The organism is Streptomyces sioyaensis, from assembly GCF_004122735.1.
Taxonomy (GTDB): domain Bacteria; phylum Actinomycetota; class Actinomycetes; order Streptomycetales; family Streptomycetaceae; genus Streptomyces; species Streptomyces sioyaensis.
Genome location: NZ_SDIF01000107.1, coordinates 1 through 24244, shown reverse-complemented (window position 1 = coordinate 24244; position 24244 = coordinate 1). Strand labels below are relative to the sequence as shown.

Annotated in this window: 22 protein-coding genes; 8 read left to right on the top strand and 14 right to left on the bottom strand. The window is 71.1% G+C overall.

Annotated features, from left to right (window positions below; genetic code table 11):
• Nucleotides 1–145 precede the first annotated feature (145 nt).
• Complete coding sequence (gene fabI, locus EST54_RS27025; RefSeq protein ID WP_006606409.1) at nt 146–916, bottom strand: enoyl-ACP reductase FabI; 771 nt, start codon at nt 914–916, stop codon at nt 146–148.
• A 5-nt stretch (nt 917–921) separates the two neighbouring features.
• A complete protein-coding gene (gene fabG, locus EST54_RS27020) occupies nt 922–1626 on the bottom strand; it encodes a 3-oxoacyl-[acyl-carrier-protein] reductase (RefSeq protein ID WP_042161552.1) in 705 nt (234 codons plus the stop codon).
• A 283-nt stretch (nt 1627–1909) separates the two neighbouring features.
• Here fabG and EST54_RS27015 point away from each other — a divergent pair, with 283 nt between their 5' ends.
• From EST54_RS27015 to tyrS, 4 genes are all read left to right on the top strand, one after another.
• Nucleotides 1910–3442 carry a TldD/PmbA family protein gene (locus EST54_RS27015; RefSeq protein WP_129250334.1) on the top strand — a complete coding sequence of 511 codons (1533 nt, stop codon included), beginning with the start codon at nt 1910–1912 and terminating at the stop codon, nt 3440–3442.
• Nucleotides 3443–3516: 74 nt separating this feature from the next.
• A complete protein-coding gene (locus EST54_RS27010; RefSeq protein WP_129250333.1) occupies nt 3517–6678 on the top strand; it encodes a tetratricopeptide repeat protein in 3162 nt (1053 codons plus the stop codon).
• Nucleotides 6679–7113: 435 nt separating this feature from the next.
• Nucleotides 7114–8553, top strand: coding sequence for a metallopeptidase TldD-related protein (locus EST54_RS27005; protein WP_129250332.1), 1440 nt, complete (start codon nt 7114–7116; stop codon nt 8551–8553).
• A 140-nt stretch (nt 8554–8693) separates the two neighbouring features.
• Nucleotides 8694–10097: a tyrosine--tRNA ligase gene (gene tyrS / locus EST54_RS27000; protein WP_129250331.1), complete on the top strand. Its 1404-nt coding sequence runs from the start codon at nt 8694–8696 to the stop codon at nt 10095–10097.
• A 176-nt stretch (nt 10098–10273) separates the two neighbouring features.
• On the opposite strand, the gene EST54_RS26995 is transcribed toward tyrS, so the two are convergent.
• Nucleotides 10274–10552 carry a GlsB/YeaQ/YmgE family stress response membrane protein gene (locus EST54_RS26995; protein WP_129250330.1) on the bottom strand — a complete coding sequence of 93 codons (279 nt, stop codon included), beginning with the start codon at nt 10550–10552 and terminating at the stop codon, nt 10274–10276.
• 209 nt (nt 10553–10761) lie between these two features.
• Here EST54_RS26995 and EST54_RS26990 point away from each other — a divergent pair, with 209 nt between their 5' ends.
• A complete protein-coding gene (locus tag EST54_RS26990; RefSeq protein WP_129250329.1) occupies nt 10762–11136 on the top strand; it encodes a DUF3099 domain-containing protein in 375 nt (124 codons plus the stop codon).
• Between the two features lie 210 nt (nt 11137–11346).
• Complete coding sequence (locus EST54_RS26985; protein WP_129250328.1) at nt 11347–11598, top strand: hypothetical protein; 252 nt, start codon at nt 11347–11349, stop codon at nt 11596–11598.
• Nucleotides 11599–11715: 117 nt separating this feature from the next.
• Here the strand turns inward: EST54_RS26985 and moaA are convergent, their stop codons facing one another.
• The 3 genes from moaA to EST54_RS26970 all read right to left on the bottom strand — a co-directional run bounded on the left by moaA (nt 11716) and on the right by EST54_RS26970 (nt 14867).
• Nucleotides 11716–12705, bottom strand: a complete 990-nt coding sequence (gene moaA, locus EST54_RS26980) for a GTP 3',8-cyclase MoaA (RefSeq protein WP_129250327.1) — start codon at nt 12703–12705, stop codon at nt 11716–11718.
• Nucleotides 12706–12888: 183 nt separating this feature from the next.
• Nucleotides 12889–14526 carry a solute symporter family protein gene (locus EST54_RS26975; protein WP_129250326.1) on the bottom strand — a complete coding sequence of 546 codons (1638 nt, stop codon included), beginning with the start codon at nt 14524–14526 and terminating at the stop codon, nt 12889–12891.
• Nucleotides 14523–14867, bottom strand: coding sequence for a DUF485 domain-containing protein (locus tag EST54_RS26970; RefSeq protein ID WP_129250325.1), 345 nt, complete (start codon nt 14865–14867; stop codon nt 14523–14525). Before EST54_RS26970 ends, EST54_RS26975 begins: the two co-directional genes overlap by 4 nt.
• 220 nt (nt 14868–15087) lie before the next feature.
• Between EST54_RS26970 and EST54_RS26965 the strand changes: the two genes are divergently transcribed.
• Both EST54_RS26965 and EST54_RS26960 read left to right on the top strand, forming a co-directional pair.
• Nucleotides 15088–15285: a hypothetical protein gene (locus EST54_RS26965; RefSeq protein WP_129250324.1), complete on the top strand. Its 198-nt coding sequence runs from the start codon at nt 15088–15090 to the stop codon at nt 15283–15285.
• Between the two features lie 203 nt (nt 15286–15488).
• Entirely contained in the window at nt 15489–17003 is a 1515-nt protein-coding gene (locus EST54_RS26960) for a S8 family serine peptidase (protein ID WP_129250323.1), read from the top strand.
• A 94-nt stretch (nt 17004–17097) separates the two neighbouring features.
• Here the strand turns inward: EST54_RS26960 and EST54_RS34920 are convergent, their stop codons facing one another.
• From EST54_RS34920 to EST54_RS26920, 8 genes are all read right to left on the bottom strand, one after another.
• Nucleotides 17098–17577 carry a TIGR03086 family metal-binding protein gene (locus tag EST54_RS34920; protein ID WP_244942624.1) on the bottom strand — a complete coding sequence of 160 codons (480 nt, stop codon included), beginning with the start codon at nt 17575–17577 and terminating at the stop codon, nt 17098–17100.
• 37 nt (nt 17578–17614) lie between these two features.
• A complete protein-coding gene (locus tag EST54_RS35665; RefSeq protein WP_239012320.1) occupies nt 17615–17830 on the bottom strand; it encodes a MerR family DNA-binding transcriptional regulator in 216 nt (71 codons plus the stop codon).
• Between the two features lie 80 nt (nt 17831–17910).
• Entirely contained in the window at nt 17911–18639 is a 729-nt protein-coding gene (locus EST54_RS26945) for a lysoplasmalogenase (RefSeq protein WP_129250322.1), read from the bottom strand.
• Nucleotides 18636–19535, bottom strand: a complete 900-nt coding sequence (locus EST54_RS26940; RefSeq protein ID WP_129250321.1) for a sterol desaturase family protein — start codon at nt 19533–19535, stop codon at nt 18636–18638. Before EST54_RS26940 ends, EST54_RS26945 begins: the two co-directional genes overlap by 4 nt.
• Before the next feature lie 243 nt (nt 19536–19778).
• Complete coding sequence (locus EST54_RS26935; protein ID WP_129250320.1) at nt 19779–21008, bottom strand: amidohydrolase family protein; 1230 nt, start codon at nt 21006–21008, stop codon at nt 19779–19781.
• A complete protein-coding gene (locus EST54_RS26930; RefSeq protein WP_239012206.1) occupies nt 21005–22438 on the bottom strand; it encodes an amidohydrolase family protein in 1434 nt (477 codons plus the stop codon). The genes EST54_RS26935 and EST54_RS26930 overlap by 4 nt, the downstream gene beginning before the upstream one ends.
• A gap of 13 nt (nt 22439–22451) precedes the next feature.
• Nucleotides 22452–23345, bottom strand: a complete 894-nt coding sequence (locus EST54_RS26925) for an SDR family NAD(P)-dependent oxidoreductase (RefSeq protein WP_129250319.1) — start codon at nt 23343–23345, stop codon at nt 22452–22454.
• Nucleotides 23345–24142 carry an acetoacetate decarboxylase family protein gene (locus EST54_RS26920; protein ID WP_129250318.1) on the bottom strand — a complete coding sequence of 266 codons (798 nt, stop codon included), beginning with the start codon at nt 24140–24142 and terminating at the stop codon, nt 23345–23347. Before EST54_RS26920 ends, EST54_RS26925 begins: the two co-directional genes overlap by 1 nt.
• Between the last annotated feature and the right edge of the window lie 102 nt (nt 24143–24244).

Genomic DNA, 24244 nt, shown 5'->3' with positions numbered 1-24244 from the left:
GGCGGGCAGGGGCGTTATTCCCGCGTCGGGGCAGGCAGCGGGTGGTAATTCCCGCGGCGGGGCGGACGGCGGGATTCCCGCGGCACACATGCGTACTGCCCGCCCCGGCACACCGGGACGGGCAGTACGGACGAAGTGCGGGGCGTCAGGCGCCCATCATGTGCACACCGCCGTCGACGTGCACGATCTCGCCCGTCGTCCGCGGGAAGAAGTCGGACAGCATGCCGACGACGCCACGGCCGGCCGGCTCCGGGTCGGCCAGGTCCCAGCCGATCGGGGCGCGGTGGTTCCACACGTCCGCCAGCTCCTCGAAGCCGGGGATGGACTTGGCGGCCATCGACTTGATGGGGCCCGCCGAGACCAGGTTGCAGCGGATGTTCTTGGGGCCGAGGTCGCGCGCCAGGTAGCGGTTGGTGCTCTCCAGCGCCGCCTTGGCCACGCCCATCCAGTCGTACTTCGGCCAGGCGATCTGCGCGTCGAAGGTGAGGCCGACGACCGCGCCACCGTGCTCCATGAGCGGCAGACAGGCCATCGTCAGCGACTTGTACGAGTACGCCGAGACCTGCACCGCGGTGCCCACGTCCGACCACTCCGCCTCCAGGAAGTTGAAGGCGCCCTGCGGACCGAAGGCGATGGAGTGCACGATGCCGTCGAGCCGGGCACCCTCGCCCTGGTGCTCGCGGATCTTGTCGGCCAGCCCGTCCAGGTGCTCCTGGTTGGTGACGTCCAGCTCGATGACCGGAGCGGGCTTGGGCAGCCGCTTGGCGATCCGCTCCACGAGCGAGAGCCGGCCGAAGCCGGTGAGGATGACCTCGGCGCCCTCGTTCTGGGCGACCTTGGCCGCCTGGAACGCGATCGACGACTCGGTCAGGACACCCGTGACCAGGATGCGCTTGCCTGCAAGGATTCCACTCATGCTGATCAGTGACCCATGCCCAATCCGCCGTCGACGGGAATGACGGCTCCGGTGATGTACGCGGCCTCGTCGGAGGCCAGGAAGCGGACCGAGGCGGCGATCTCCTCGGGCTGCGCATACCGCGCGAGCGGTACCTGCTTGACGATGCCCTCCCGCTGCTCATCGGTGAGCACACGGGTCATGTCGGTGTCGACGAAGCCGGGGGCGACGACGTTGACGGTGATGTTGCGGCTGCCCAGCTCCCGGGCGAGCGAGCGGGCGAAGCCCACCAGCCCGGCCTTGGAGGCGGCGTAGTTCGCCTGGCCCGGCGCGCCCATCAGGCCCACCACGGACGAGATCAGCACGACCCGGCCCTTGCGGGCCCGCAGCATCGCGCGGTTGGCGCGCTTGACCACCCGGAACGTACCGGTGAGGTTGGTCTCCAGGACCGAGGTGAAGTCCTCCTCGGACATCCGCATCAGCAGCTGGTCACGGGTGACGCCGGCGTTGGCCACCAGCACCTCGACCGGACCCTGCTTTTCCTCGATCTCCTTGTACGCCTGCTCGACCTGCTCGTTGTCCGTGATGTCGCACTTCACGGCCAAAAACCCCGCGGGTGGCTCGCCCGAGCGGTAGGTGATGGCGACCTTGTCGCCTGCCTCGGCGAAGGCACGGGCAATGGCGAGGCCGATGCCGCGGTTACCTCCGGTGACCAGAACCGAGCGGCTCAAGAGATCACCCTTTCCGTTTCCTGTCCGTCCTGCGTTCGATACGAAACTATCGGTCACGGGGCGCTTCCGTGGAATCCAGCACGGACAGGCGCATGCGCCGGTGACTGTCGGGATCCCACAGAACCACGCCCCCGGGACCGCTCCCCGGCGGCCCGGTCGGCCGTGTCGCGACCGGGCCCGGCTCCCCGCCGCCCTGGCCGACTCACCGTGCCGGCCCCCCTGCGCTCTGGGCCGCGGGCGCCCCGCGGGGGATGATGCAGGCGCCGACCACGGGAGGACTCTCTTGCCTGCACCCCATGCCCTCGACGACTCGTTCCTGGCGCTGCCGTTGCGCGCGCTGGCCGACGCCGCGCTGGCCCGCGCCCGCGCGCTGGGCGCCGACCACGCGGACTTCCGCCTGGAGCGGATCCGCAGCGCCGCCTGGCGGCTGCGGGACGCCCGTACGGCCGGGACCTCCGACTCCACCGACCTCGGGTACGCGGTGCGGGTGGTGCACGGCGGGGCCTGGGGTTTCGCGTCCGGGGTGGATCTGACCATGGACGCGGCGGCGCGGGTGGCCGCGCAGGCCGTGGCGATGGCGAAGCTGTCGGCGAAGGTGATCCGGGCCGCGGGCTCCGACGAGAGGGTCGAGCTGGCTGCGGAACCGGTGCATCCGGACCGGACCTGGATCTCCTCGTACGACATCAATCCGTTCGACGTGCCGGACGCCGAGAAGACCGGGCTGCTGGCCGACTGGAGCGCCCGGCTGCTGGCCGCCGAGGGCGTGGCCCACGCGGACGCCACGCTGCTGACCGTCCAGGAGAACAAGTTCTACGCCGACACCGCAGGCACCAGCACCACTCAGCAGCGGGTGCGGCTGCATCCGCAGCTGACGGCGGTCGCCGTGGACCCGGTGAGCGGCGACTTCGACTCGATGCGCACCCTCGCCCCGCCGGTCGGACGCGGCTGGGAGTACCTGACCGGCGCCCACTACGACTGGGACGGGGAACTGGCCCGCATCCCGGAGCACCTCGCGGAGAAGATGCGCGCCCCCGGGGTCGAGGCCGGCACCTACGACCTGGTGGTGGATCCCTCCAACCTCTGGCTGACGATCCATGAGTCGATCGGGCACGCCACCGAGCTGGACCGGGCCCTTGGCTACGAGGCGGCGTACGCGGGCACCTCGTTCGCCACCTTCGACCAGCTCGGCAAGCTGGCGTACGGCTCCGCGCTGATGAACGTGACCGGCGACCGGACCGCCGAGCACGGCCTCGCGACGATCGGCTACGACGACGAGGGGGTGGCCGCCCAGTCCTGGGACCTGATCAAGGACGGAACCCTGGTCGGCTATCAACTCGACCGCAGAATCGCCAAGTTGACCGGCTTCTCGCGCTCCAACGGATGCGCCTACGCGGACTCGCCGGACCACGTCCCGGTCCAGCGGATGGCCAACGTCTCGCTCCGGCCGGCGCCGTCCGGCCCCTCCACCGAGGAACTGATCTCGGGCGTGGACCGCGGCATCTACCTCGTCGGCGACCGTTCCTGGTCCATCGACATGCAGCGCTACAACTTCCAATTCACCCAGCAGAGGGCGTACGCCATCCGGAACGGCCGACTGGCCGGCCAACTGCGCGACGTGGCCTACCAGGCGACCACCACCGACTTCTGGGGCTCGATGACGGCGGTCGGCGGACCCCAGACCTACGTCCTGGGCGGCGCCTTCAACTGCGGCAAGGCCCAGCCGGGCCAGGTCGCAGCCGTCTCCCACGGCTGCCCGTCGGCGCTGTTCCGGAACGTGAACATCCTCAACACGTCGGCCGAGTCGGGGCGCACCTGAGGGGGCGCCGCGGGCCGCCCCGCCGCCGATGAGAACGAGCCTTCCGAGGGCGGCGGGAGGGTTCCTGAGGGAACATGGCAGAGACGATCTGTCGGTCACTTCGACTGGGGGTACAGGTGACGGGGCGGGGTCCTTCACGACAGGAGCTGATCCGGCGACGGCGCAGAGACGGACTGGTCGGACGCCAAGGAGAGCAGGCCGCGTTCAAGGATGCGTTGCGGCAGTCTCCGGAAGAGGCCACACAATTCCTCTTCCACATCCATGGGCCGGCCGGCGTCGGCAAGTCCACCCTGGTGCGGCAGTTGGAGAGCGTGGCCCGCGAGGCGCAGGCCCTCACGGCTTACGTGGACGAATCAGCAGCGGACGTGGTCGAGGCCATGGAAGCCATCAGCTCGCAGCTCGCCCAACAAGGGGTCGAACTCAAGAGTTTCGACAAGCTGCTAACCACCTACCGGCAGCGTCGGCACGAAGCCGATGCCGGCGCGGCCACGGCCGGGTCCTCCGGCGAGGCGACGGGGTCGGCACAAGGAAGAGAGGCGCAGGGCCCCTCGCCCTCCAGTGCAATCGTCTCGCAGCTCGGCCTGGTGGGATTGGGCATGATCCCCGGGGTCGGGGCTTTCACCGGTGCGCTCGACCCCAATCAGGTCGCGGCCGGGGCCGACCGGGTCAAGGCGATACTCAGTGCCCGATTCCGCAGCCACGAGGACGTCCAGCTGGTCCTGTCTCCGCTGCAGACCCTCACTCCGGTGTTCCTCCAGGGCATAGCCGAAGCCGCAGCGCGTCGGCCGTGGGTGGTGCTGTTCTTCGACACCTACGAGCGAACCGGGCCACTGTGGGACGAGTGGTTACGCGACATTCTGGTCAGTGACCGGTACGGGCACCTGCCCGCGAATGTATTGGTGGTCCTGGCAGGGCAAGCTCAGCTGAATGCCCGTTGCTGGGGGGATTGGCTCGACCTGGTCACCGATCTTCCGCTGGAGGTGTTCACGGACGCCGAGGCGCGCCAGCTCCTGGCCGTCAAGGGCATCACCGACGAGCGGATCACCGAGGTGATCCTGGAACTGTCCGGGCGGCTGCCGGTCTTGGTCTCCATGCTTGCGGAGGGGCGTCCCGGCAGCATCGCCGAGGTGGGGGATCCCAGTGGCACCGCCGTGGAGCGGTTCCTCAAGTGGGAGACCAACCCCGCCCGTCGCGCCGCCGCTCTGGCCTGTGCGCTCCCCCAGGAACTCGACGAGGACATTTACCGCACGGTCGTGGACGATGAGGAGGCCAGGGAACATTTCAGCTGGCTCAGGTCACTCCCCTTCCTCATCGACCGCGCCGGCCGTTGCCACTACCACGACGTGGTACGGACTGCGATGCTCCGCCTGCAACGCCAGCAGTCTCCCTTGCCCTGGCAGGAGCAACACAACCGTTTGGCCGACGCGTTCAGAGAACGGTGTACCCAGCTGCAAGACGGTGCTGCGTCACCCGACAGCTGGTGGGAAGACGAGCGGTGGCGCAACCATCGGCTGCAGGAGACCTACCACCGACTGTGCGCAGATCACCGCACCGCACTCCCCCATGCCCTGCGTGAACTCCTCTACGCCCATGATCACGACATCACGACCTTCCGCCGCTGGGCCCAGACCTTGGCACGGGCCGGCCAGGACGCCAACGCCGCTGCCCTTCGCGACTGGGGACGGCAACTGCTGGCCGTTCTGGAGGGTCCCGATCCCGGCGTGGCTGCTTTGGCACTGCTTCTCTCCCGCGGCGGACTGGACTCCTCAGGGCGGTCCCACGCCTACATCCTCCGAGGCTGGGAGTACCGCACGGCCGGCAACTACACGCAAGCTTTGGCGGACTACACCTCGGCTCTTGACCATGAACAGACGGCCCGTGCCTTCCGTGGCCGCGGCGAGACGTATCGCCTTACAAGCCGGAACGAGGAGGCTTTGGTCGACTTCGACCGCGCCATCGAACTCGAACCCACCATCGCTTGGGCCATCGAAAGCCGCGGCCAGACGTACCACGCCATGGGCCGGTACGAGGAGGCCCTGGCCGACTACAACCGCGCCATCGCACTCGACCCCGACAGCGCCTGGACCTTCGCCAGTCGCGCCGAGACTCACCGCCTTGCCACCCGGCACGAGGAAGCCCTGACCGACTTCAACCGCGCCATCGAACTCGAACCCGACCATGCGTGGGCCCTCGCCAGCCGCGGCCAGACATACCAGTCCATGGGCCGGTACGAGGAAGCCCTGACCGACCTCGACCGCGCCATCGCACTCAACCCCGACAGCGCCTGGACCATCGCCAGCCGCGGCCAGACATACCGTTCCATGGACCGGTACGAGGAAGCGCTGACCGACTACACCCGCGCCGTGGAACTCAACCCCGACAGCGCCTGGACCTTCGCCAGTCGCGCCGAGACTCACCGCCTTGCCACCCGGCACGAGGAAGCCCTGACCGACTTCAACCGCGCCATCGAACTCAACCCCGAATATGCGTGGGCCCTCGCCAGCCGCGGCCAGACATACCAGTCCATGGGCCGGTACGAGGAAGCCCTGACCGACCTCGACCGCGCCATCGCACTCAACCCCGAATATGCGTGGGCCCTCGCCAGCCGGGGCGAAATTCACCACCTTGCAAACCGGCACGAGGAAGCCCTGGCCGACTACACCCGCGCCGTGGAACTCAACCCCGACAGCGCCTGGACCATCGCCAACCGCGGCTACGCCTATCGCGTTGCCGGCCGGTACGGGGAAGCCCTGGCCGACCTCGATCGCGCCATGGAACTCGACCCCGAAAACTCCTTTGCCATGACCAATCGTGGCGTTGTCCACCGCGTTTCAGGTCGGTACGAGGAGGCCAAGGCCGATCTCAGCCGCGCCATCGAACTCGACCCTGAAAACGCGTGGGTTCACTATGAGACGGCAGTTGTGCTCTATGCCGTGCAAGACCCAGGAAGCCAAACACATTTGATGCGCGTGGTCGAGCTGTGCACTCCTGATCATTCCGACCTGTCATCGGCAGCGGTCGCGGATGTAGGTAACCTTTTCCTTGCTCACTGCATGATGTCGGACTGGGCAAAAGCGGAACAGTATTTGGCTGCTTTCGTGAGCATCAGTCCGGCACCCGGAGAGATCGCTGAGCTGCTTACGGTCATGAACACGCTGGAACACGTAGTAGCTTCAGCAGAAGGGCACCTGCCACCCTTTCGTGAGCGCCTGGAAGGCGCGCTCAGCGAGTGTTGATGGGGGCGTGCAGCCCTCATGACACAGGCGGCCGGCTCGCGGTCACGGACCAGCGGCGAGCCATCGTGGCCACGCCGCGCCGGAGAGCCGCCCGTCCCGGTTGCCGCCGCCCGCTCCGGTTGCCGCCGCCCGCTCCGGTCGGCCGGCGTCCGTCTCCGCCCGCGCGGCGGCCGCCGATAAGCTCTGCTCCCAGGTCGACACCACATCGTCACCAGACCCCGCGGAGTCCGGGCTGAACCGGTATGGACAGGGATTGAGGTAGACCATGAAGAGCCGCCTGACCTGCACAGATGCCTGTCGGAGGGGGATGTTCGCGATGTCCCCGGGGTACGTCCGGTGCGCCGGTCGCCGTCTCCGTAGGACCGGGCACGGGGACCGGCTCTTCCGGGGCGTGACCCTCGTGAGCATGCCGAACACGACGCAGGAGGCCGGTCGATGAGCCGTCGCACCACTACGCCGCACGAGATCGTCGAGCGGGCCCTGGAGCTCTCCCGGGCCGACGGCTGTGTGGTCATCGCCGACGAGCACTCCAGCGCCAATCTGCGCTGGGCGGGCAACGCGCTCACCACCAACGGCGTCACCCGCGGCCGCACCCTCACCGTCGTGGCGACCGTCGACGGCGGGCAGGGCACCGCGTCCGGCGTCGTGACGCGCTCCGCGGTGACGGCGGACGAGCTGGAGCCGCTGGTCCGGGCGGCCGAGGCGGCGGCCCGGGAGGCCGGGCCCGCCGAGGACGCGCAGCCGCTGGTGGGCGGCGAGAAGGCGTCCGCCGACTTCACCGAGGCGCCCGCCGAGACCTCCTCGGAGGTGTTCGCGGCGTTCGCACCGGCGCTCGGCGAGGCCTTCCTGCAGGCCCGCTCCGGCGGCCGGGAGCTGTACGGCTTCGCGCACCACGGCGTGGTCTCGTCGTATCTGGGCACCTCGGCCGGGCTGCGGCTGCGGCACGACCAGCCCACCGGGACCCTGGAGCTGAACGCGAAGTCGGCCGGTTCCGGCGCCGAACCCCGCTCGGCCTGGGCGGGCCGGGCGACCCGGGACTTCAGCGATGTCGATCCGCGGGAGATGGACACCGAGCTGAGCCGGCGGCTGGGCTGGGCGGAGCGGCGGATCGAGCTGCCCGCCGGGCGGTACGAGACGCTGCTGCCGCCGACCGCCGTCGCCGACCTGCTGATCTACCAGATGTGGTCGTCCGGGGCCCGGGACGCCGCGGAGGGCCGTACGGTCTTCTCCCGGCCGGCCGACGGCTCGGACGCGGCCCGGCCCGGGGCGGGCACCCGGCTGGGCGAGCGGCTCAGCGAGCTGCCGCTGACGCTGCACAGCGACCCGCGGGCGGCCGGTCTGGAGTGCGCCCCGTTCGTCCTGGCCCACTCCTCCGGCGACGACGCCTCGATCTTCGACAACGGGCTGCCGCTCGCGCCCACCGAGTGGATCCGCGAGGGCGTCCTGCACCGGCTGCCGACCACCCGGCACAGCGCCGGGCTGACCGGGCTCCCGGTGGCGCCGGGTATCGACAACCTCCTCCTGGAGGGCGGCGGTTCACGCTCGCTGGACGAGATGGTGGCGGCCTCCGGGCACGACGGTCCCACGCTGCTGCTGACCTGCCTGTGGTACATCCGCGAGGTGGACCCGGCGACGCTGCTGCTGACCGGGCTGACCCGGGACGGCGTCTATCTGGTCGAGAACGGCGAGGTGACCGGCGAGGTGAACAACTTCCGGTTCAACGAGTCGCCGGTGGATCTGCTGTCCCGGGCGGTGGAGGCGGGCCGTACGGAGCGGACCCTGCCGCGTGAGTGGGGCGACTACTTCACCCGGGCCGCGATGCCGGCCCTGCGGGTCGCGGACTTCCATATGAGTTCGGTCAGCCGCGGGGTGTGACGGGACCGGTCCCCCCGGTGCCGGGCCCCGCCCGCGTAAACCCGTGTGTGGGGCCCGCTGCGCTGGCCATAGACTTCTGCCCGTCCCTTCTGGGACGCCCTGTCCTCCCTCACGGGAAATACCGATCGATCAGGAACGCCATGACACGCCTCGGCGAATCCGTCGCCCGCGCCATCGCGCTGCTCTCCACCGACCTCTCCTCGGACGCCACCGTCCAGGAGCTGCTCCAGGAGACGGCGGCCCGGCGCTCTTATGACCTGACGGACCTGTCGGCCAAGGAGCAGGCCGAGCTGATCGCGTCCCGTACGGTCGAGGTCCTGCCGGGCGTGGACAAGCTGGCCGAGCGGATCGAGGAGCGCCGGGCGGCCGGCCGGGGCCTGCACATCAAGCTGGGCATCGACCCGACGGCGACCGATGTGCACCTGGGGCATGCGGTCCCGCTGATCATCCTGAGCCGGTTCCAGCGGCTGGGCCATGACGTCACTTTGATCATCGGCGACTTCACCGCCAAGATCGGCGACCCGTCGGGCCGCACCGCCGAGCGGCCGCCGCTGACCGACGAGGACATCGCGCACAACCTCGCCACCTACCGCGAGCAGGTACGCCCCTTCTTCGACTTCGAGAAGGTCAGCTTCCGGCAGAACAGCGAGTGGCTGGCGCCCTACACCTTCCCGGAGCTGCTCGCGCTGCTCGCCCACGTGCCGGCCTCGCAGCTGCTGCAGCGCGAGGACTTCCGCAACCGGCTGGCGGCCGGCTCCGGTCTGACCATGACGGAGCTGCTCTACCCCGTCGCGCAGGGCCTGGACTCGGTGGCGCTCAACTGCGACGTGGAGCTCGGCGGCTCGGACCAGCTGCTCAATCTGCAGATGGCCCGCAAGCTGATGGAGCTGCGCGGGCAGACCCCGCAGCTGATCGTCACCATGCCGCTGATCGAGGGCACGGACGGCACGGGCGCCAAGATGTCCAAGTCCAAGGGCAATTACGTCGGGCTGAGCGCGCCCGCCGACGATGTCTTCGGCAAGATCATGTCGGTGCCGGACCGGCTGATGGAGCCGTACCTCAAGGCCTGGACGGAGTGGACCGACGAGGAGATCGGGCTCGCCCTGGGCCGGGTCGCGGACCGCTCGCTGCACCCGATGGATCTGAAGAAGATCCTCGCGGGCGAGGTGGTGGCCGCGCTGTACGGCCTGGACGCGGCGATGGCGGCGCGGGCCGGGTTCATCGCGCAGTTCTCCAAGAAGTCGTTCTCCGACGTGGAGTCGCTGCCGGTCGTCGAGGTCGCCGCGCACGCCGCCGAGACGGTGGCGACGGTGCTGACGACCGTGCTGGAGTTCACGCCGAGCGCCTCGGCGGCGCGGCGGCTGGCCAAGCAGAATGCGCTGCGGCTGGTCGTGGAGGGCGCCGACGGTCAGCAGACCGTGGTGCTCGCGGAGGCCGACGCCGTCCGTCCGCTGCGCGAGGTCCTGGCCGAGAAGCTGGCGGACACGGCCGGGGTGACGTACCTGAAGGCCGGACGGAAGCTGGCGCAGCTCGACGGCCGCTGAGCCGGAAGCGGTGGGCGGCCGGTGCGCACGGGTGCGCGCCGGCCGCCCCTGTCGTGTGTGCCACCGGGGTGCGCCCGGGCCGGTCAGGGCCGGACGTCCGCTGCCACTGCCAGGTGGCGCGCCCTGGTGTCCCAGGAGGTGACCTGTCCTAGGTGGCGTGTCCTAGGTGGCGTGTCCTAGGTGGCGTGTCTCTTGTGGCCGCGCAGGGAGACCCAGAGACGGTCCCCGATGGCGACGATGACGACCGCACCGGCCAGTTGCAGCAGGTGCCGGATCCAGTCGATGCCCCTGGTGTCGGCGACCCCGAGGCCGGTGGCCGCCCAGTTGCCCAGGACGCTGCCCAGCATGCCGAAGATCACGGTCAGCCAGAGCGGAATCTGTTGCTTGCCCGGGATGAGGGCCTTGGCGATCAGGCCCAGCACCAGGCCCACGATGATGGCCCACAACCACGTCATGACGCCTCCTCTTGCGGCGCGGTGCAGATGTTCGCCCCTCAGTGTCGCCCCACGGCGGCCCGGGCGCACCCCGGAGCCGGGCAACGGGCGGACGGGGCCCGAGCGGGCACGGCACGACCCGGTCTCGTAGCCGGCGCGACCGCGGCGTACCGTGGAATCCGACCGGATTTCGGGGAGAATCCGGCACGACTGAGCAGGTGGTGGAAGTGATGCGGAAGCAGAGCAGCGGCCAGGCCTTCCGGATCACGGGAGCGCGGCAGGGCCTGTCCGAGGACGTCCGCGGGCGGCAGCGCCGGTATGTGATCTCGATGGCGGTGCGGACGGTGGCCGTGGTGCTGACCGTGGTGCTGTGGAACGTCGAGCGGCCGGTGGCGATCGCGACGCTGGTGCTGGGTCTGGCGCTGCCCTACATCGCGGTGGTGATCGCCAACGCGGGCCGGGAGAACGCCACTTCGGTCCCGAAGACGTTCATCGCGGCGCCGACCAGGCCGATGCTGACGCGGGAGGCCTCCGACGCCCCCGCGGAGCCCGTTCCGGACCGGCCGGCGACGGGCACGTCCGGCCCGCGGCCCGACCCCAGTTGATCTCGGCGCGGTCTGCAAAGCTCAAGAAAAGCTCAGATCAATCATGGAGTTCCGGTGCACCAGGCACCATCCCCCGTGACATACTGCGTACGCGCTCCGCATCCCCCGTCGGAGCGACGGACCGACGCCGGGCGGCTCCCCCCGTGGCTGCCCGGCGTCGTCATGTCCGCGGGCCCTGAGGGCCGGTGCGCAGGACGTAGGGTTGAGGCCGTGAACTCCCCGAATCCCCAGGACGCCCCCCGCGGCGACAGTGCCGTCATCTGCTCCGCGAAGGGCTGCCGCGCCGCCGCCGTATGGGTGCTGGCCTGGAACAACCCGAAGCTGCACACTCCGGACCGGCGCAAGACCTGGCTGGCGTGCGAGGAGCACCGGGAGCATCTGTCGCAGTTCCTCGGCGTGCGCGGCTTTCTGAAGGACGTGGTGACGCTGGAGGAGTGGGAGGCGTCGGCCGCCGGCCACTGACCGCTGCGCCGACTGACTGCTTCAGCCACTGACCGCATCAGACGCCGAGCGCTTCAACCGGCGACCGCTTCAGCCGCTGACCGCTTCAGCCGCCCGGCGCTTCAGACGCCCGGCGCTTCAGCCGCCGATCGAGGACATCGGGCGCTCCGGCTGCAGGAAGGACGGGTCGTCCAGACCGGAGCCCGCCTTCTTGCCCCACATCGCGGTCTCCCACAGCCGCGCGATCTCGTCGTCGGGGGCTCCGGAGCGCAGCGCCGTCCGCAGATCCGTCTCCTCGGTGGCGAAGAGGCAGGTGCGTATCTGGCCGTCGGCGGTGAGCCGGGTGCGGTCGCAGGCCCGGCAGAACGGGCGGGTGACGGAGGCGATCACCCCGACGCGGTGGGGGCCGCCGTCCACCAGCCAGCGCTCGGCGGGGGCGGAGCCGCGCTCCTCCTGGCCCTCGGGGGTGAGCGTGAAGCGGGTGCGCAGCGAGGTGAGGATGTCACCGGCGGTGATCATGCCGTCGCGCTTCCAGCCGTGCTGGGCGTCCAGGGGCATCTGCTCGATGAAGCGGAGCTCGTAGTCGTGGGCGATCGCCCAGGCCAGGAGGTCGGGGGCCTCGTCGTCGTTGAGGCCCGGCATCAGGACGGCGTTGACCTTGACGGGGGTCAGCCCGGCCGCGCGGGCCGCGTCCAGACCGCGCAGGACGTCGTCGTGCCGCTTGCGGCGGGTCAGGGCCTGGAAGACCTCCGGCCGCAGGGTGTCCAGCGAGACGTTGACGCGGTCGAGCCCGGCGTCGCGCAGCGCGGCGGCCGTGCGCTGCAGGCCTATGCCGTTGGTGGTCAGGGACATCTGGGGGCGCGGGGTGAGGGCGGCGACGCGCTCCACGATGCCGGGCAGGCCGGGGCGGAGCAGCGGTTCACCGCCGGTGAAGCGGACCTCCTCGATGCCCAGGTCCCGCACGGCGATGGTGATCAGCCGGACGATCTCGTCGTCGGTGAGCAGATCGGGCTTGGCGAGCCACTGCAGGCCTTCCTCCGGCATGCAGTACGTGCACCGCAGATTGCAGCGGTCGGTGAGTGAAACGCGCAGGTCGGTGGCCACACGACCGTAGGTGTCGATGAGCACTGGGCCCCCTCCCCGAGAAATGGCTCACGATGTCTGCCCTTCGCGGACAGGTACGTGTTCGAGCCTACGTGATGGGTGTGACAAGCGGGCAGGGCGGAGAAGCACGAGGTGGGCGGGGTGGCGTCGTAGCTCTCTACGACGCCACCCCGCCCGGGCCCTGTGGGAACGGACCGGCGGCCGGTCTCAGTGGGCCCCGGTACCGGTCAGCGAGCGGACCTCCAGCTCGGCGTACTTCGCGGCGTCCGGCTCCTCCTTGGACAGCAGCGACCCCAGCCAGCCGAGCAGGAAGCCGAGCGGGATGGAGATCAGGCCGGGGTTCTCCAGCGGGAAGAAGCCGAAGTCCGCGCCGGGGAACATCGATGTCTCCTTCCCGGAGACGACCGGGGAGAAGAGCACCAGCAGGACGGAGGAGGCGAGGCCGCCGTAGATGGACCAGAGCGCGCCCCGGGTGGTGAAGCGCTTCCAGAAGAGGCTGTACAGGAGAGTGGGGAGGTTGGCGGAGGCGGCGACCGCGAAGGCGAGCGCCACCAGGCCGGCGACGTTCAGCCCGCGGGCGAAGACCCCCAGGACGATGGCGACACCGCCGATGCCGACGGTCGCCCAGCGGGCCGCGCCGATCTCCTCCTTCTCGGTGGCCCGGCCCTTGCGCAGGACGTTGACGTACAGGTCATGGGCGAAGGACGAGGACGAGGCGAGGGTGAGTCCGGCGACCACCGCGAGGATGGTGGCGAAGGCCACGGCGGAGATCACGGCGAGCAGGACGGCGCCGCCGGTGGAGCCGGGGCCGCCGCCGATCGCCTCGGCGAGCAGCGGGGCCGCGGTGTTGCCCGCCTTGTTGGACGCGGTGATCGTCCCGGGCTCGATGAGGGCGGCGGCGCCGAAGCCGAGCGCGATGGTCATCAGGTAGAAGACACCGATGATGCCGATCGCCCAGTTCACGGACTTCCGGGCGGCCTTGGCGGTGGGGACGGTGTAGAAGCGGATGAGGATGTGCGGCAGGCCCGCGGTGCCCAGGACGAGGGCGAGTCCCAGCGAGATGAAGTCGATCTTCGAGGTGGCGGTGGCTCCGTACTTGAGGCCGGGCTCCAGGAAGGCGGACCCCTTGCCGCTGTTCTCCGCGGCGGCGCCGAGCAGCGTGGAGATGTTGAAGTGGAACTTCAGCGCCACCAGGAAGGTGATCAGCAGGGTGCCGGCGATCAGCAGCACCGCCTTGACCATCTGGACCCAGGTGGTGCCCTTCATCCCGCCGATGGTGACGTACAGGATCATCACGACGCCGACGAGGACGACGACCAGGATCTTGCCCGCCTCGCTGGTGATGCCCAGGAGCAGGGTGACCAGGGCGCCCGCCCCCGCCATCTGGGCGAGCAGGTAGAAGATCGAGACGATGATGGTGGAGACACCGGCGGCGGTACGGACCGGGCGCCGGCGCATCCGGTGGGCGAGGACGTCGCCCATGGTGAACCGGCCGGTGTTGCGCAGCGGTTCGGCGACCAGGAGCAGCGCCACGAGCCAGGCCACGAGGAAGCCGATGGAGTAGAGGAAGCCGTCGTAGCCGAAGAGGGCGATGGCGCCGGCGATGCCGAGGAAGGACGCGGCGGACATGTAGTCGCCGGAGATGGCCAGGCCGTTCTGGAAGCCGCTGAACTGCCGTCCGCCGGCGTAGAAGTCCTCCGCGCCCTTGGTCTGCCGGCCGGCCCAGACCGTGAGGCCGAGGGTGGCGGCGACGAAGACCGCGAAGAGGGTGATGATCAGGGCGCGGTGCTCGCCCGCGCCGCCGGCCGCGAGCGGGAGCGCGAGCGGCTGGGAGGTGAGGTTCATGCGTCGCCCTCCAGACGGGACTTGATGGCCTCGGCCTTGGGGTCGAGCCGCGCGGCGGCGCGCCGGGAGTACCACCAGGCGATGAGGAAGGTCGTGGCGAACTGGGCGAGGCCGAGGACGAAGGCGACGTTGAGGTGGCCGAGGACCTTGGTGGCCATGAAGCCGCCGGCATAGCTCGACAGCAGCACGTAGCCGAGGTACCAGAGGAGGAAGGCGACGGTGACCGGGAAGGCGAACGAGCGGTGTGCGCGGCGGAGTTCATCGAATTCCGCGCTCGACTGCACCTGGCGGTAGTCGGGCGGCTCGTGTGTCCCCGGGTCGAGGGTCGGTGCGGCGCTCACGGAATCTCCTGACGCGAAGGGGCGGGTTCCCAGTGCCGGTCCGACGGCGCTGCACGGGAGGAGCTGGACCGACGGTAAAGCTCAGGTAAGTGATGTAGATCACGCATGGTAGAGGTGCGTCATACGATGCGACAGGGGGCCGTTGGTTGAATCCCAGAAGAATCCGCGGAATGGCCGTGACGGCCCGCCACCGCGCGCGGGGCGCTTCGTTGAGCCCGGTGTGAACCCGCCGCCACAGCAGGCCCCGCAGCCACCCGCTCCCCGTCGGCGCCCCTACGGCAGTGTCCGGCTGCCGGCGCCGCTCCCCGTCACCCCGCAGGAGCCGCGCTCCGGTCCGGCCGCGGCCGCGCGCCGCTGGTACGGCCCGCGGATCGCCCTGCCGCTGCTGAGCATCGCCGCGTTGCGACGCGACGGCTGACCGGCCCTGGCGACCCGGACCAGCCCTGACGGCCTCTCAGGGGCGCACCGAAACGGACTGACGCGATATCAATTCGCCACTCCTGACAGGTTTTCTCCCCGTTCCATTGCTGTGGGCCGTTGATCGCCGATAACTTCACCTCTCATGTATCCGCCCGTGCGCAATCCGTGCACGGGCGGTCTCACGGATGATGTGGAGTACCCATGGCTCATCCCCGATCCAGACGCACGCGGGCGCTGGCCGTACCGCTCGGACTGGCTCTGACGGCGTCGCTCGGTTTCCTCCCGACCGCGGCCACCGCCGCGTCCACGGACACCGCCCCGGCCGCCGCCGCCTCGGACAGCGGCCCGCTGCTGTCGTACGTCGTGAACGCCACGCCCGGCCACACCATGGCCGGCCGGATCGCGAAGGCGATAACCAAGGCCGGCGGGAAGGTGGTCATCGCCCATGAGCGGATAGGCGTGACTGTCGTCCACTCGGCCAACCCGCAGTTCGCCGCCGAGATGCGGACGGTGCCGGGCGTGCAGTCGGCGGGCGCGACCCGCACCGCGCCGCTGAAGGCGCAGGGCACCACCGACGTCGGCAAGCCGCAGCGGATCGACCTGTCGAAGTCGCAGCTCAAGGCGGCCGGCAGCGTGGCGAAGGCGAACGGCGAGGAGCCGCTGGAACCGCTGCAGTGGGACCTGCCGGCCATCAAGGCCGACCAGGCCGCGAAGGTGAACGCCGGCAGCAGGAACGTCACCGTCGGCATCATCGACACCGGGGTGGACGACACCCACCCCGACCTGAAGCCCAACTTCTCCGCGAAGCAGTCCGCCAACTGCGTGGGCGGGGTGGCCGATACGTCCAAGGGCGCCTGGCGGCCCTGGAACCCGGACGACGACTACCACGGCACCCATGTGGCGGGCACCATCGCGGCGGCCCGTAACGGCGTCGGCGTGGCGGGGGTCGCCCCGGGCGTGAAGATAGCCGCCCTCAAGGTCAGCGAGCCGGAGACCAGCCTCTTCTACGCCGAGAGCGTGGTGTGCGCCTTCGTCTTCGCCGCCGACCACGGCATCTCGGTGACCAACAACAGCTATTACGTCGACCCGTGGATGTTCAACTGCAAGAACGACGCGGACCAGGCCGCCATCATCGACGCGGTCGGCCGGGCGGCGAGCTACGCCCAGCGCAAGGGCGTGCTCAACGTCGCCGCGGCGGGCAACTCCGGCCTCGACCTGGCGGCTCCCCAGCTGCCCGACGCCTCCAGCCCGAACGACTCCACCCCGGTCCAGCGCACCATCAACCCCAAGACCTGCTGGGACGTGCCCACCCAGCTGCCGGGCACGGTGACGGTCGCGGCGACGGGTGTGCACCAGCTCAAGTCGTACTACTCGAACTACGGCCTCGGCCAGATCGATGTGGCCGCGCCGGGCGGTGACTCCCGGCAGGTGCCCGAGCTGCCCGCCAAGAACGGCAACATCCTCTCCACCATGCCGGGCGGTGACTGGGCCTACCTGGCCGGCACGTCCATGGCGACCCCGCACGTCTCCGGCGTCGCGGCGCTGCTCAAGAGCGCCCACCCGAAGTCCAGCCCGCAGGAGCTCCAGTGGCTCCTCAAGGAGCAGGCGGACAACCCCGGCTGCCCCACGGGTGACGCCACCTGCACCGGCACCAAGCACGTCAACAGCCACTTCGGCTACGGCATCGTCGATGCGCTGGACGCGGTGAAGAAGTAACGTCCGGACGGTTTCCGGTACGTGCGGGAAGGGCCGGGTGGTGCGCCACCCGGCCCTCTTCGCTGCGGTGTGCGCGGGCCCGCGGGCGGGGCGGTCAGGCCGGGTCGCGGCCGAGGAAGGCCGCCAGCCGGTCCGTGGCGCTCGCACCGGGCGGGGCTGGGCGCTCCGGGGCGAACGAGCCGCCCTCGGTGCGCGGCGCGGCGCCGTAGATCCTGCGGGCCGCGGCCAGGGTCTCCTCCGCGACCTGGGGCGCAAGGCCGGTCGGTGCGCCGGTCGCCCGCGCCAAGTCCCAGCCGTGGGCGAGGAGTTCGACCACGACCTGCTGGACGAGCATCGCGCCGGGCGCCTCGTAGGGGCCGAAGGTGCGGTGGAGCATCCCGCTGTCGGTGAAGGCGGCGAGGGCGGCGAGGGCGGAGTCCTCGAACGCGGCGCGGTGGTCGTCGCCGAGGTGGTCGGCGGCGAGGTCGCCGCGCGGGGCGCCCTCGGCGATCGAGGCGGCCATCAGGTTCTCCCACACCATGTGGTCGAGCAACTCCCGGACGCTCCAGCCCGCGCGTCCAGCGCGTCCGCCCACTGCGTCGCCGTCTCGGCGATGGTGCGCTCGCGGTGTACTACGGACCGGATCGCCGCCGTGCCGATGCCCAGGTCGCGCAGGCTGCGCACGATCTCCAGGCGGGCCGGGGCGTCCGGGCCGTAGAGCCGGTAGCCCGCGGGGGTGCGGGCGGCAGCAGGGCCTGGTCCGACCAGTTCCGTATCGTCTTGACCGGGACACCGGTCAGGCGCGCCAGTGCGCCGATGGTGAGCAGGCCCGTGCCGTCCTCGTACATGCCCTCCACTCTCGGGTCTCCCACGGGGGGGGAGACTCAAGTCCCGCGGCCTGTCCGGGCTTTCCCTGCCCTGCCCGGGCCTATCCGGCGGGTGTACGCGGTGACGGTATGTCCGCCGTCCGCGGCGCCCGCGGGCGGTCCGGTGCGGGCCGGGGAGCGGTGGCGGCGGCGCGCAGCACGCCGCCGGCCAGCGCGTACTGGGCCGCGGCATAGGTGAGCATGATCCAGAACTGCGGCAGCGGCAGCTGCGGCCAGTGTGCGATGCCGCTGGCGATCAGGGTGTCGGAGAGCAGGAAGAGCAGCCCGCCGACGGCGGCCAGGAGGCCTGCCCGGAGCGCGCCGAACGCCATCGCGGTGAGCAGCAGGCTGTAGCCGGCGACCGGGATCCGCAGCTCGGCCGGGAGATCCGGCCACAGCAGCACGACGGTGACGGCCAGCACCGCGCCGTACGCGGCGGCGAGCGCCGGCGCGAGTCCGGGCCGCCCCCCGCCGGGCCGGGCACCGTGCCGGACGAACAGCAGCAGGTAGCAGACGTGCCCGGCGGCGAACGAGCCCATGCCCACCAGGAAGGCGAGGTCCCCGCCGATCTGGAGGAAGGTGTCGCCGCCGCAGCCGAACAGCAGGGCGCCGGCGAGCAGCGGCGGGCCGCCGCGGGCCAGGGCGTATCCGGTGAGCACCGGCATCAGCGCGGGCTTGGTGAGCTGTGCGACGGTCGTGACGTCCCCGAGCAGCGCCCCGAGGTGCACCAGGGCGAGCACGGCGAACAGCCCCAGCAGCGGCCCCGCGGCCCGTGGCCACCGTGCCGTCACGCGGCGGGCTCCTCGACGGAGGTGCGGGCCGGCGAGCCGTGGCCCGCGGGCTCTGCGCCCGCCGCCGCGGCCGGCTGCCAGCCCGGTCCGCGGAACACCCGTCCGGCGCGCTCGCGCCAGCTGTCCGCGGCGCGGATGTCGCGGGCGATGGCGGCGTATTCGTGGGTGGCCACCCGCAGCGGGTTGAAGCTCTCGACGTTCTTGGTGAGGCCGTAGACCGGCCGCTCGGTCTCGGCGACGAACGAGCCGAACATCCGGTCCCAGATGATCAGGATCCCGCCGAAGTTACGGTCCAGGTAGCCGCCCTGCGAGGCGTGGTGGACGCGGTGGTGGGACGGGGTGTTGAGCACGAACTCGACGGGCCGGGGCAGGAAGCCGATCCGCTCGGTGTGCACCCAGAACTGGTAGACGAGGTTGGCCCCGGAGGTGAAGGCGATCGCGGCCGGATGCACGCCGAGGGCGATCATCGGGACGTAGAACGGCCAGACGGTCCAGGTCGTCCAGGGCTGGCGCAGGGCGGTGGTGAGGTTGAACTTCTTGCTGGAGTGGTGCACCACGTGGCAGGCCCACAGGATGCGGATGACGTGGTGCCCGCGGTGCGACCAGTAGTAGAAGAAGTCCTGGGCGAGCAGCATCAGCGGCAGCGTCCACCACACCACGGGGATGCGCAGCGGGGTGAGTTCGTAGATCGCGGCGTAGATCGCCACGATGGGGATCTTCCACAGCGCGTCGAAGACCAGGCTGCCGAGGCCCATGCCGACGCTGGTGGCGGCGTCCTTGACCTCGTAGCCCTCCGCGTCCTCGTCGGGATGCAGGCGATAGCTCACCATCTCGACCACGGTGAGCAGGACGAAGGCCGGTACGGACCACAACACGACATCGGGCAGGTGCGGCATGCCCCGCACCATAAAGGCGTGGACGGCGGTGCCGCTAGGGGTTGTTACCGATAAGTATGTGAGACGTGCCGTCAGCTGTGTGCGGCGGCGCGCTCCGCGGAGCCCTCCACGACGGCCGGAATCGAGGTCCGACGACCGGCGCACCCGCCCTCGCCGTGTCCGGCGGCCGTCGACGACGGCGTGGACAGGATCCGGGGGCTCCCGTCACCACACCGGGCACCCGGCGCGGTGACGGGCCACCCCTCACCACACCCGGAGCGACCCGCCCGGGGCGAACGCCGGGCTGGTGGCGTCCGGTGGGACCTCGTCCAGGGGTACGGCGACCTCGGAGACCGCCGGGCCGACGCGGGCGGCGAGGGGGGCGAGGCGGGCGAGGTCGAAGCCGTAGACGCGGGCCGCGTTGGTGCCGAGCATGGCGGCGGCCTCGTCGGCCGGCAGACCGGCGTAGGCGAGGCGCAGCGCCTCGCGGGAGTAGGGGTGGGTGCCTTCGTCGTGGGGGTAGTCGCTGCCCCACATGATCTTGTCGAGGCCGATCCGGTGGCGGAGCGGGACCTCGTGCGGGCGCATGAAGCTGGCGCCGACGAAGCAGTGGTCGCGCCACAGCTCCGCCGGGGTGCTGCCCATGGCCGCGCCCAGGCCGGCGCCGAATTTGGCCTCGGCGGTGGCGGCGGACGCGGCCGCGGCCAGCCGGCCGTGGTAGTAGTCCAGCATGTCCAGGACGCCGGGGATCCAGCCGGAGCCCTGTTCGGTGAGGACGAGGCGCAGGCCCGGGTGGCGGCGGAAGGCCCCGCCGAAGATCAGGTGCCACAGCGCGCGGTGCGAGAACCAGGTCGTCTCGACCATGAACACGGCGCGGGCGGCGGGTGCGTCGCCGAGCGGCGGGGAGGCGGAGCCGCCGTGGTGGTTGACGGGCACCTCCAGCTCCGCGCAGACGGCCCAGAGCGGGTCGTAGACCTCGGAGTGGAGTTCGGGCAGGCCGGATCCGGGCGGGGTGCCGGGGAGCATGATGCCGCCGGTGAGGCCGGCCTCCTTGGTGCGGCGGACCTCCCGTACGGCCTCGTCGACGTCGTTGAGGAGGATCTGGGCGACGCCGGCCCGCCGGCCGGGTGCCTCGGCGCAGAAGTCGGCGAGCCAGCGGTTGTGGGCGCGCAGGCCCGCCCAGCGCCGCGCGAACTCCTCACGGGTGGCGGGCGCCGGGGCCATCAGGGACGCGGAGGGGAAGAACGGCGGGATGGTGTTGGGGAAGACGACCTCGGCGACGATGCCGTCGGCTTCGAGTTCGGCCAGCCGGCGGGCGGAGTTCCAGTTGCGGTCGGCGGTGTCGGCCAGCAGGTCCTCGTGCGGGTTGACGTAGGCCGCCGCCCAGTCGTCGAAGGCCTCGTGGTGCCGGGCGGCCAGATACGGCCGGTAGTCGAGGAGGTCGGCGCCGGCGTGGCAGTCGGCGGAGATGACGGTGTAGCGCTCCGGTGTCATCGGGCGGCCCCCAGTACCGGGAAGTCGTGATCCGTCAGCCAGTGGCGGCCCACCTCGCGCGAGCGGGCCCACGAAGCCTCGACCGCCGGCTGGTCGGCCGGCTGGCCGAGTCCGGCCGGAGTGGGGCCGATACGGCGGGCCAGCGGGGCCAGGGCGGCGGTGTCGAAGCCGAAGGCCTCGGCGGCGGACAGCCCGAGCATCCGCCGGGTCTCGGCGACCGGGATGTCGTGGAAGGTCTTTTGCAGCCAGCCGCGGGTGTCGGGCCAGGTGCCCTCGGGGTGCGGGAAGTCGCTGCCCCACAGGATGTTGTCGACGCCGATCTCGTAGCGCTGGGCGAGCTCGCGGCGCTTGGTGTTGGTGGCGCAGACGAAGACCTGCCGGTCGAGGTACTCGTGCGGCGGGCGTTTGAGGGCGGCGAACGGGGAGAGCTTCTTGCCGCCGTGGGCGCCGAGGTAGAGGCGGTCCATGAACCACAGGAGGTTGGGGAGCCACCAGCAGCCGGATTCGGCGACGCCGAACCGCAGGCCCGGGTGGCGTTCGAAGACGCCGGACCACAGCAGGAACCACAGCGGGCGGGCCGGCCACCAGGTCACCTCGGACACGAAGATCCCCAGGTGGTCCCCGTACTCCTGGCGGGGCGACGACCCGGAGTGGGTCAGCACCGGCATCGCGCACTCGGCGGCAGCCGCCCATACCGGGTCGTAACGGCGGTCGTGGTAGGGCGCGTTGCCGCCCCACATGGCGGGGATCATCAGCGCGCCGAGCCCGGACTCCCGGGCGCGGTGGATCTCGGCGACGACCTGGCCGGTCTCGGCCGTGACCGGTAACAGGGCGACGCCGCAGTGCCGTTCGGGGTGTGCGGAGACGAAGTCGGCGAGCCAGCGGTTGTGTGCCCGGGCGCCCGCCATGCCGAGCTCCGGGTCGTGGTCGCCGGAGAGGCCGAGACCCACGCCGAAGGGGGCAGCCGTACCGCTGTCGACGGCGTCCGCGTCCGGGAAGACGACCTCCGCCGCGACCCCGTCACCGTCGAGCTCCTTGATCCGCTGGGCGGGATCCCAGCCGCCGCGCAGGCCCTCCTCGTGGTCCCGGAACCACCGTTCGGCGAAGGCGTCGTTGCGGATGCCGAGGCGGGTGGCCTCCGCGCGGCGGGCGTCGCGCTGCCCGAGGAACTCGTCGAAGGCGCGGTGGAAGCGGGCGTCGAGATAGGGGCGGTACTCCTCGGTGGGGAGTCCGGCGTGGCAGTCGGAGGAGATGATCAGGTACGGCTCGTGCAGGTCGTGGTGCGCGCCGGGCCGGTGCTCGGGGGCCTGGCGCCGCTCGGGGCGCTGTCCTTGCTCGGGGGCCTGGCCCTGGTCGGGCAACTGACCCTGCTCGGAGGCCTGCGCCTGCTCGGGGAACTGCCGGTCCTGGGAAGCCTGCGGGTCCGTCATGACGGAACCTCCCTCAGTCGTCCGGGTCGAGGATGAAGTGCTCCAGATACGCCGGGGCGGCGCGGTCGAGCATCGAGGCGGACCGCGCCCTGATCTGCGCGTCGGTGTGCGCGGCGGGCGGCAGCAGCCAGAAGCGGCCGGCCCGGACGCCGTCCACGACCTGCTGCGCGACGTCCTCCACGGGCGTGAAGGCGACCTCCTGCCCGGCCTCCTTCATCGCCGCCTCCCACTGGGCCAGGGTGCGGTACGGGGTACGGCGCGGCCGGGACTTGGCGTAGCGCTCGGGCCGGTTGCGGTGCGACTCCCACAGGCCGGTGCGCAGCATGTGCGGACCGGGGAAGAGCACCGAGGCGCCGACGGGGGCCCGTTCGGCCTTCAGGTGGGCGTACAGCGACTCGGTCATGGTCACCACGGCCGCCTTGGTGACGGCATAGACGGACGCGGTGGGCAGCGGCGCGATACCGCCGTCGGTCGAGGAGGTGTTGACGACATGGCCGGGGTCCCCGCCCGCCAGCATCCGGGGCACGAAGCACTGCACGCCGTGGAAGACGCCCCAGATGTTCACCACGAACGCCCATTCCCAGTCGCGGGGATCGTGCTCCCACATGCGCCCCTCGGCGCCGGAGCCCACCCCCGCGTTGTTGCACAGCAGATGGACCGCGCCGAAGGCGTCGTACGCGGCGTCGGCGAGCGCGGCGACCTCGTCGCGGACGCCGACGTCCACGGTGCGCGCCAGCACCTGGGCGCCCTGCGCGGTCAGCTCGTCGGCGACGGCGCGCAGTGGCTCCTCCACCACGTCGGCGAGGACGACGCACAGCCCCTCCGCGGCGAAGCGGCGCGCCATGGCCCGGCCGATGCCGCTCGCGGCGCCGGTGACGACCGCGACCTGTCCTGCCCGCAGTTCCATCAGGCGCTCCCCTCGGGCGGGCCGTCGAGGAGCTGCTGCGGATCGTCGTAGCGCTGGTGGACGTACGGCAGCAGATCCCGGGCGCTGACCCGCTCGACGACCCGGCCCTGCTGGTCGGTGGTCTTCTCGCCGAGGGTGAGCTCGACGAGCGTGCGGACGGGGAGGTCGGCGACGGGGTCGTACGCCGACTCCCGGATGACGACCTCGCCGGTGATCCGCTCCAGGGTGCGGACCTTCTCCTGGCGCAGGCAGTGCACCAGCACCGGGTCGCCGTCGAAGCCCGAACCGTCCACGGCGGGAAGGAACTTGAAGTAGAAGTCGGTCTTCCGCACCGGCTCCGGGACCGGCAGCGGGCCACTCACCTCACCGCGCACCTCGACGAAGGCGATGCCGTGCCGGGCGAGCGCGGCACGCACCACCGGGCCGTCCCGCTCGACGGTGACCTCGCCCAGCTTCTTCGGTTCGCCGAAGACCTCGCGGCCGCCGGTCAGGGCCCGCTCGTGGGTCATCGGCATGACGAGCGGATACCAGCCCTCGGTGCCGTGGTGCGCGGCCGCGACGGCGACCGAGCCCGCGCCCAGGGGGTAGCCGGGCAGCTCGACCCGGCTGATGGTGGCCCGGACCAGCGGTCGCCCGGTGGGTGCGAGCGGCGGCGGCAGAACGGCGGCGACCGCGTCCGGATCGCTCTCCCAGACGGCGACCACGCCGGTGGACCAGATGTCGGGAAGCCGGGAGCCGGCGGTGCGCGCCGCGGTGATCTCCGCCTCGGTGCGTGCTCCGTAGCGTACGCGTGCCATGTCGTACCACCCTTCGCCATCGGTGACTTGCGGGGGTCGTGCCAGGCGCCTGTAACACTGTTACACCGTGGGGGTCGAAGGGTAAAGGGTGGGGGTGGGTGG

Bases quoted from the DNA above. Each gene is read 5' to 3' on its own strand.
- fabI (WP_006606409.1), bottom strand. From the start codon at position 916: ATGAGTGGAATCCTTGCAGGCAAGCGCATCCTGGTCACGGGTGTCCTG.
- EST54_RS27010 (WP_129250333.1), top strand. From the start codon at position 3,517: ATGGCAGAGACGATCTGTCGGTCACTTCGACTGGGGGTACAGGTGACG.
- EST54_RS27005 (WP_129250332.1), top strand. From the start codon at position 7,114: ATGAGCCGTCGCACCACTACGCCGCACGAGATCGTCGAGCGGGCCCTG.
- tyrS (WP_129250331.1), top strand. From the start codon at position 8,694: ATGACACGCCTCGGCGAATCCGTCGCCCGCGCCATCGCGCTGCTCTCC.
- EST54_RS26995 (WP_129250330.1), bottom strand. From the start codon at position 10,552: ATGACGTGGTTGTGGGCCATCATCGTGGGCCTGGTGCTGGGCCTGATC.
- EST54_RS26990 (WP_129250329.1), top strand. From the start codon at position 10,762: ATGCGGAAGCAGAGCAGCGGCCAGGCCTTCCGGATCACGGGAGCGCGG.
- EST54_RS26975 (WP_129250326.1), bottom strand. From the start codon at position 14,526: ATGAACCTCACCTCCCAGCCGCTCGCGCTCCCGCTCGCGGCCGGCGGC.
- EST54_RS26960 (WP_129250323.1), top strand. From the start codon at position 15,489: ATGGCTCATCCCCGATCCAGACGCACGCGGGCGCTGGCCGTACCGCTC.
- EST54_RS35665 (WP_239012320.1), bottom strand. From the start codon at position 17,830: ATGTACGAGGACGGCACGGGCCTGCTCACCATCGGCGCACTGGCGCGC.
- EST54_RS26940 (WP_129250321.1), bottom strand. From the start codon at position 19,535: ATGCCGCACCTGCCCGATGTCGTGTTGTGGTCCGTACCGGCCTTCGTC.
- EST54_RS26935 (WP_129250320.1), bottom strand. From the start codon at position 21,008: ATGACACCGGAGCGCTACACCGTCATCTCCGCCGACTGCCACGCCGGC.
- EST54_RS26930 (WP_239012206.1), bottom strand. From the start codon at position 22,438: ATGACGGACCCGCAGGCTTCCCAGGACCGGCAGTTCCCCGAGCAGGCG.
- EST54_RS26925 (WP_129250319.1), bottom strand. From the start codon at position 23,345: ATGGAACTGCGGGCAGGACAGGTCGCGGTCGTCACCGGCGCCGCGAGC.
- EST54_RS26920 (WP_129250318.1), bottom strand. From the start codon at position 24,142: ATGGCACGCGTACGCTACGGAGCACGCACCGAGGCGGAGATCACCGCG.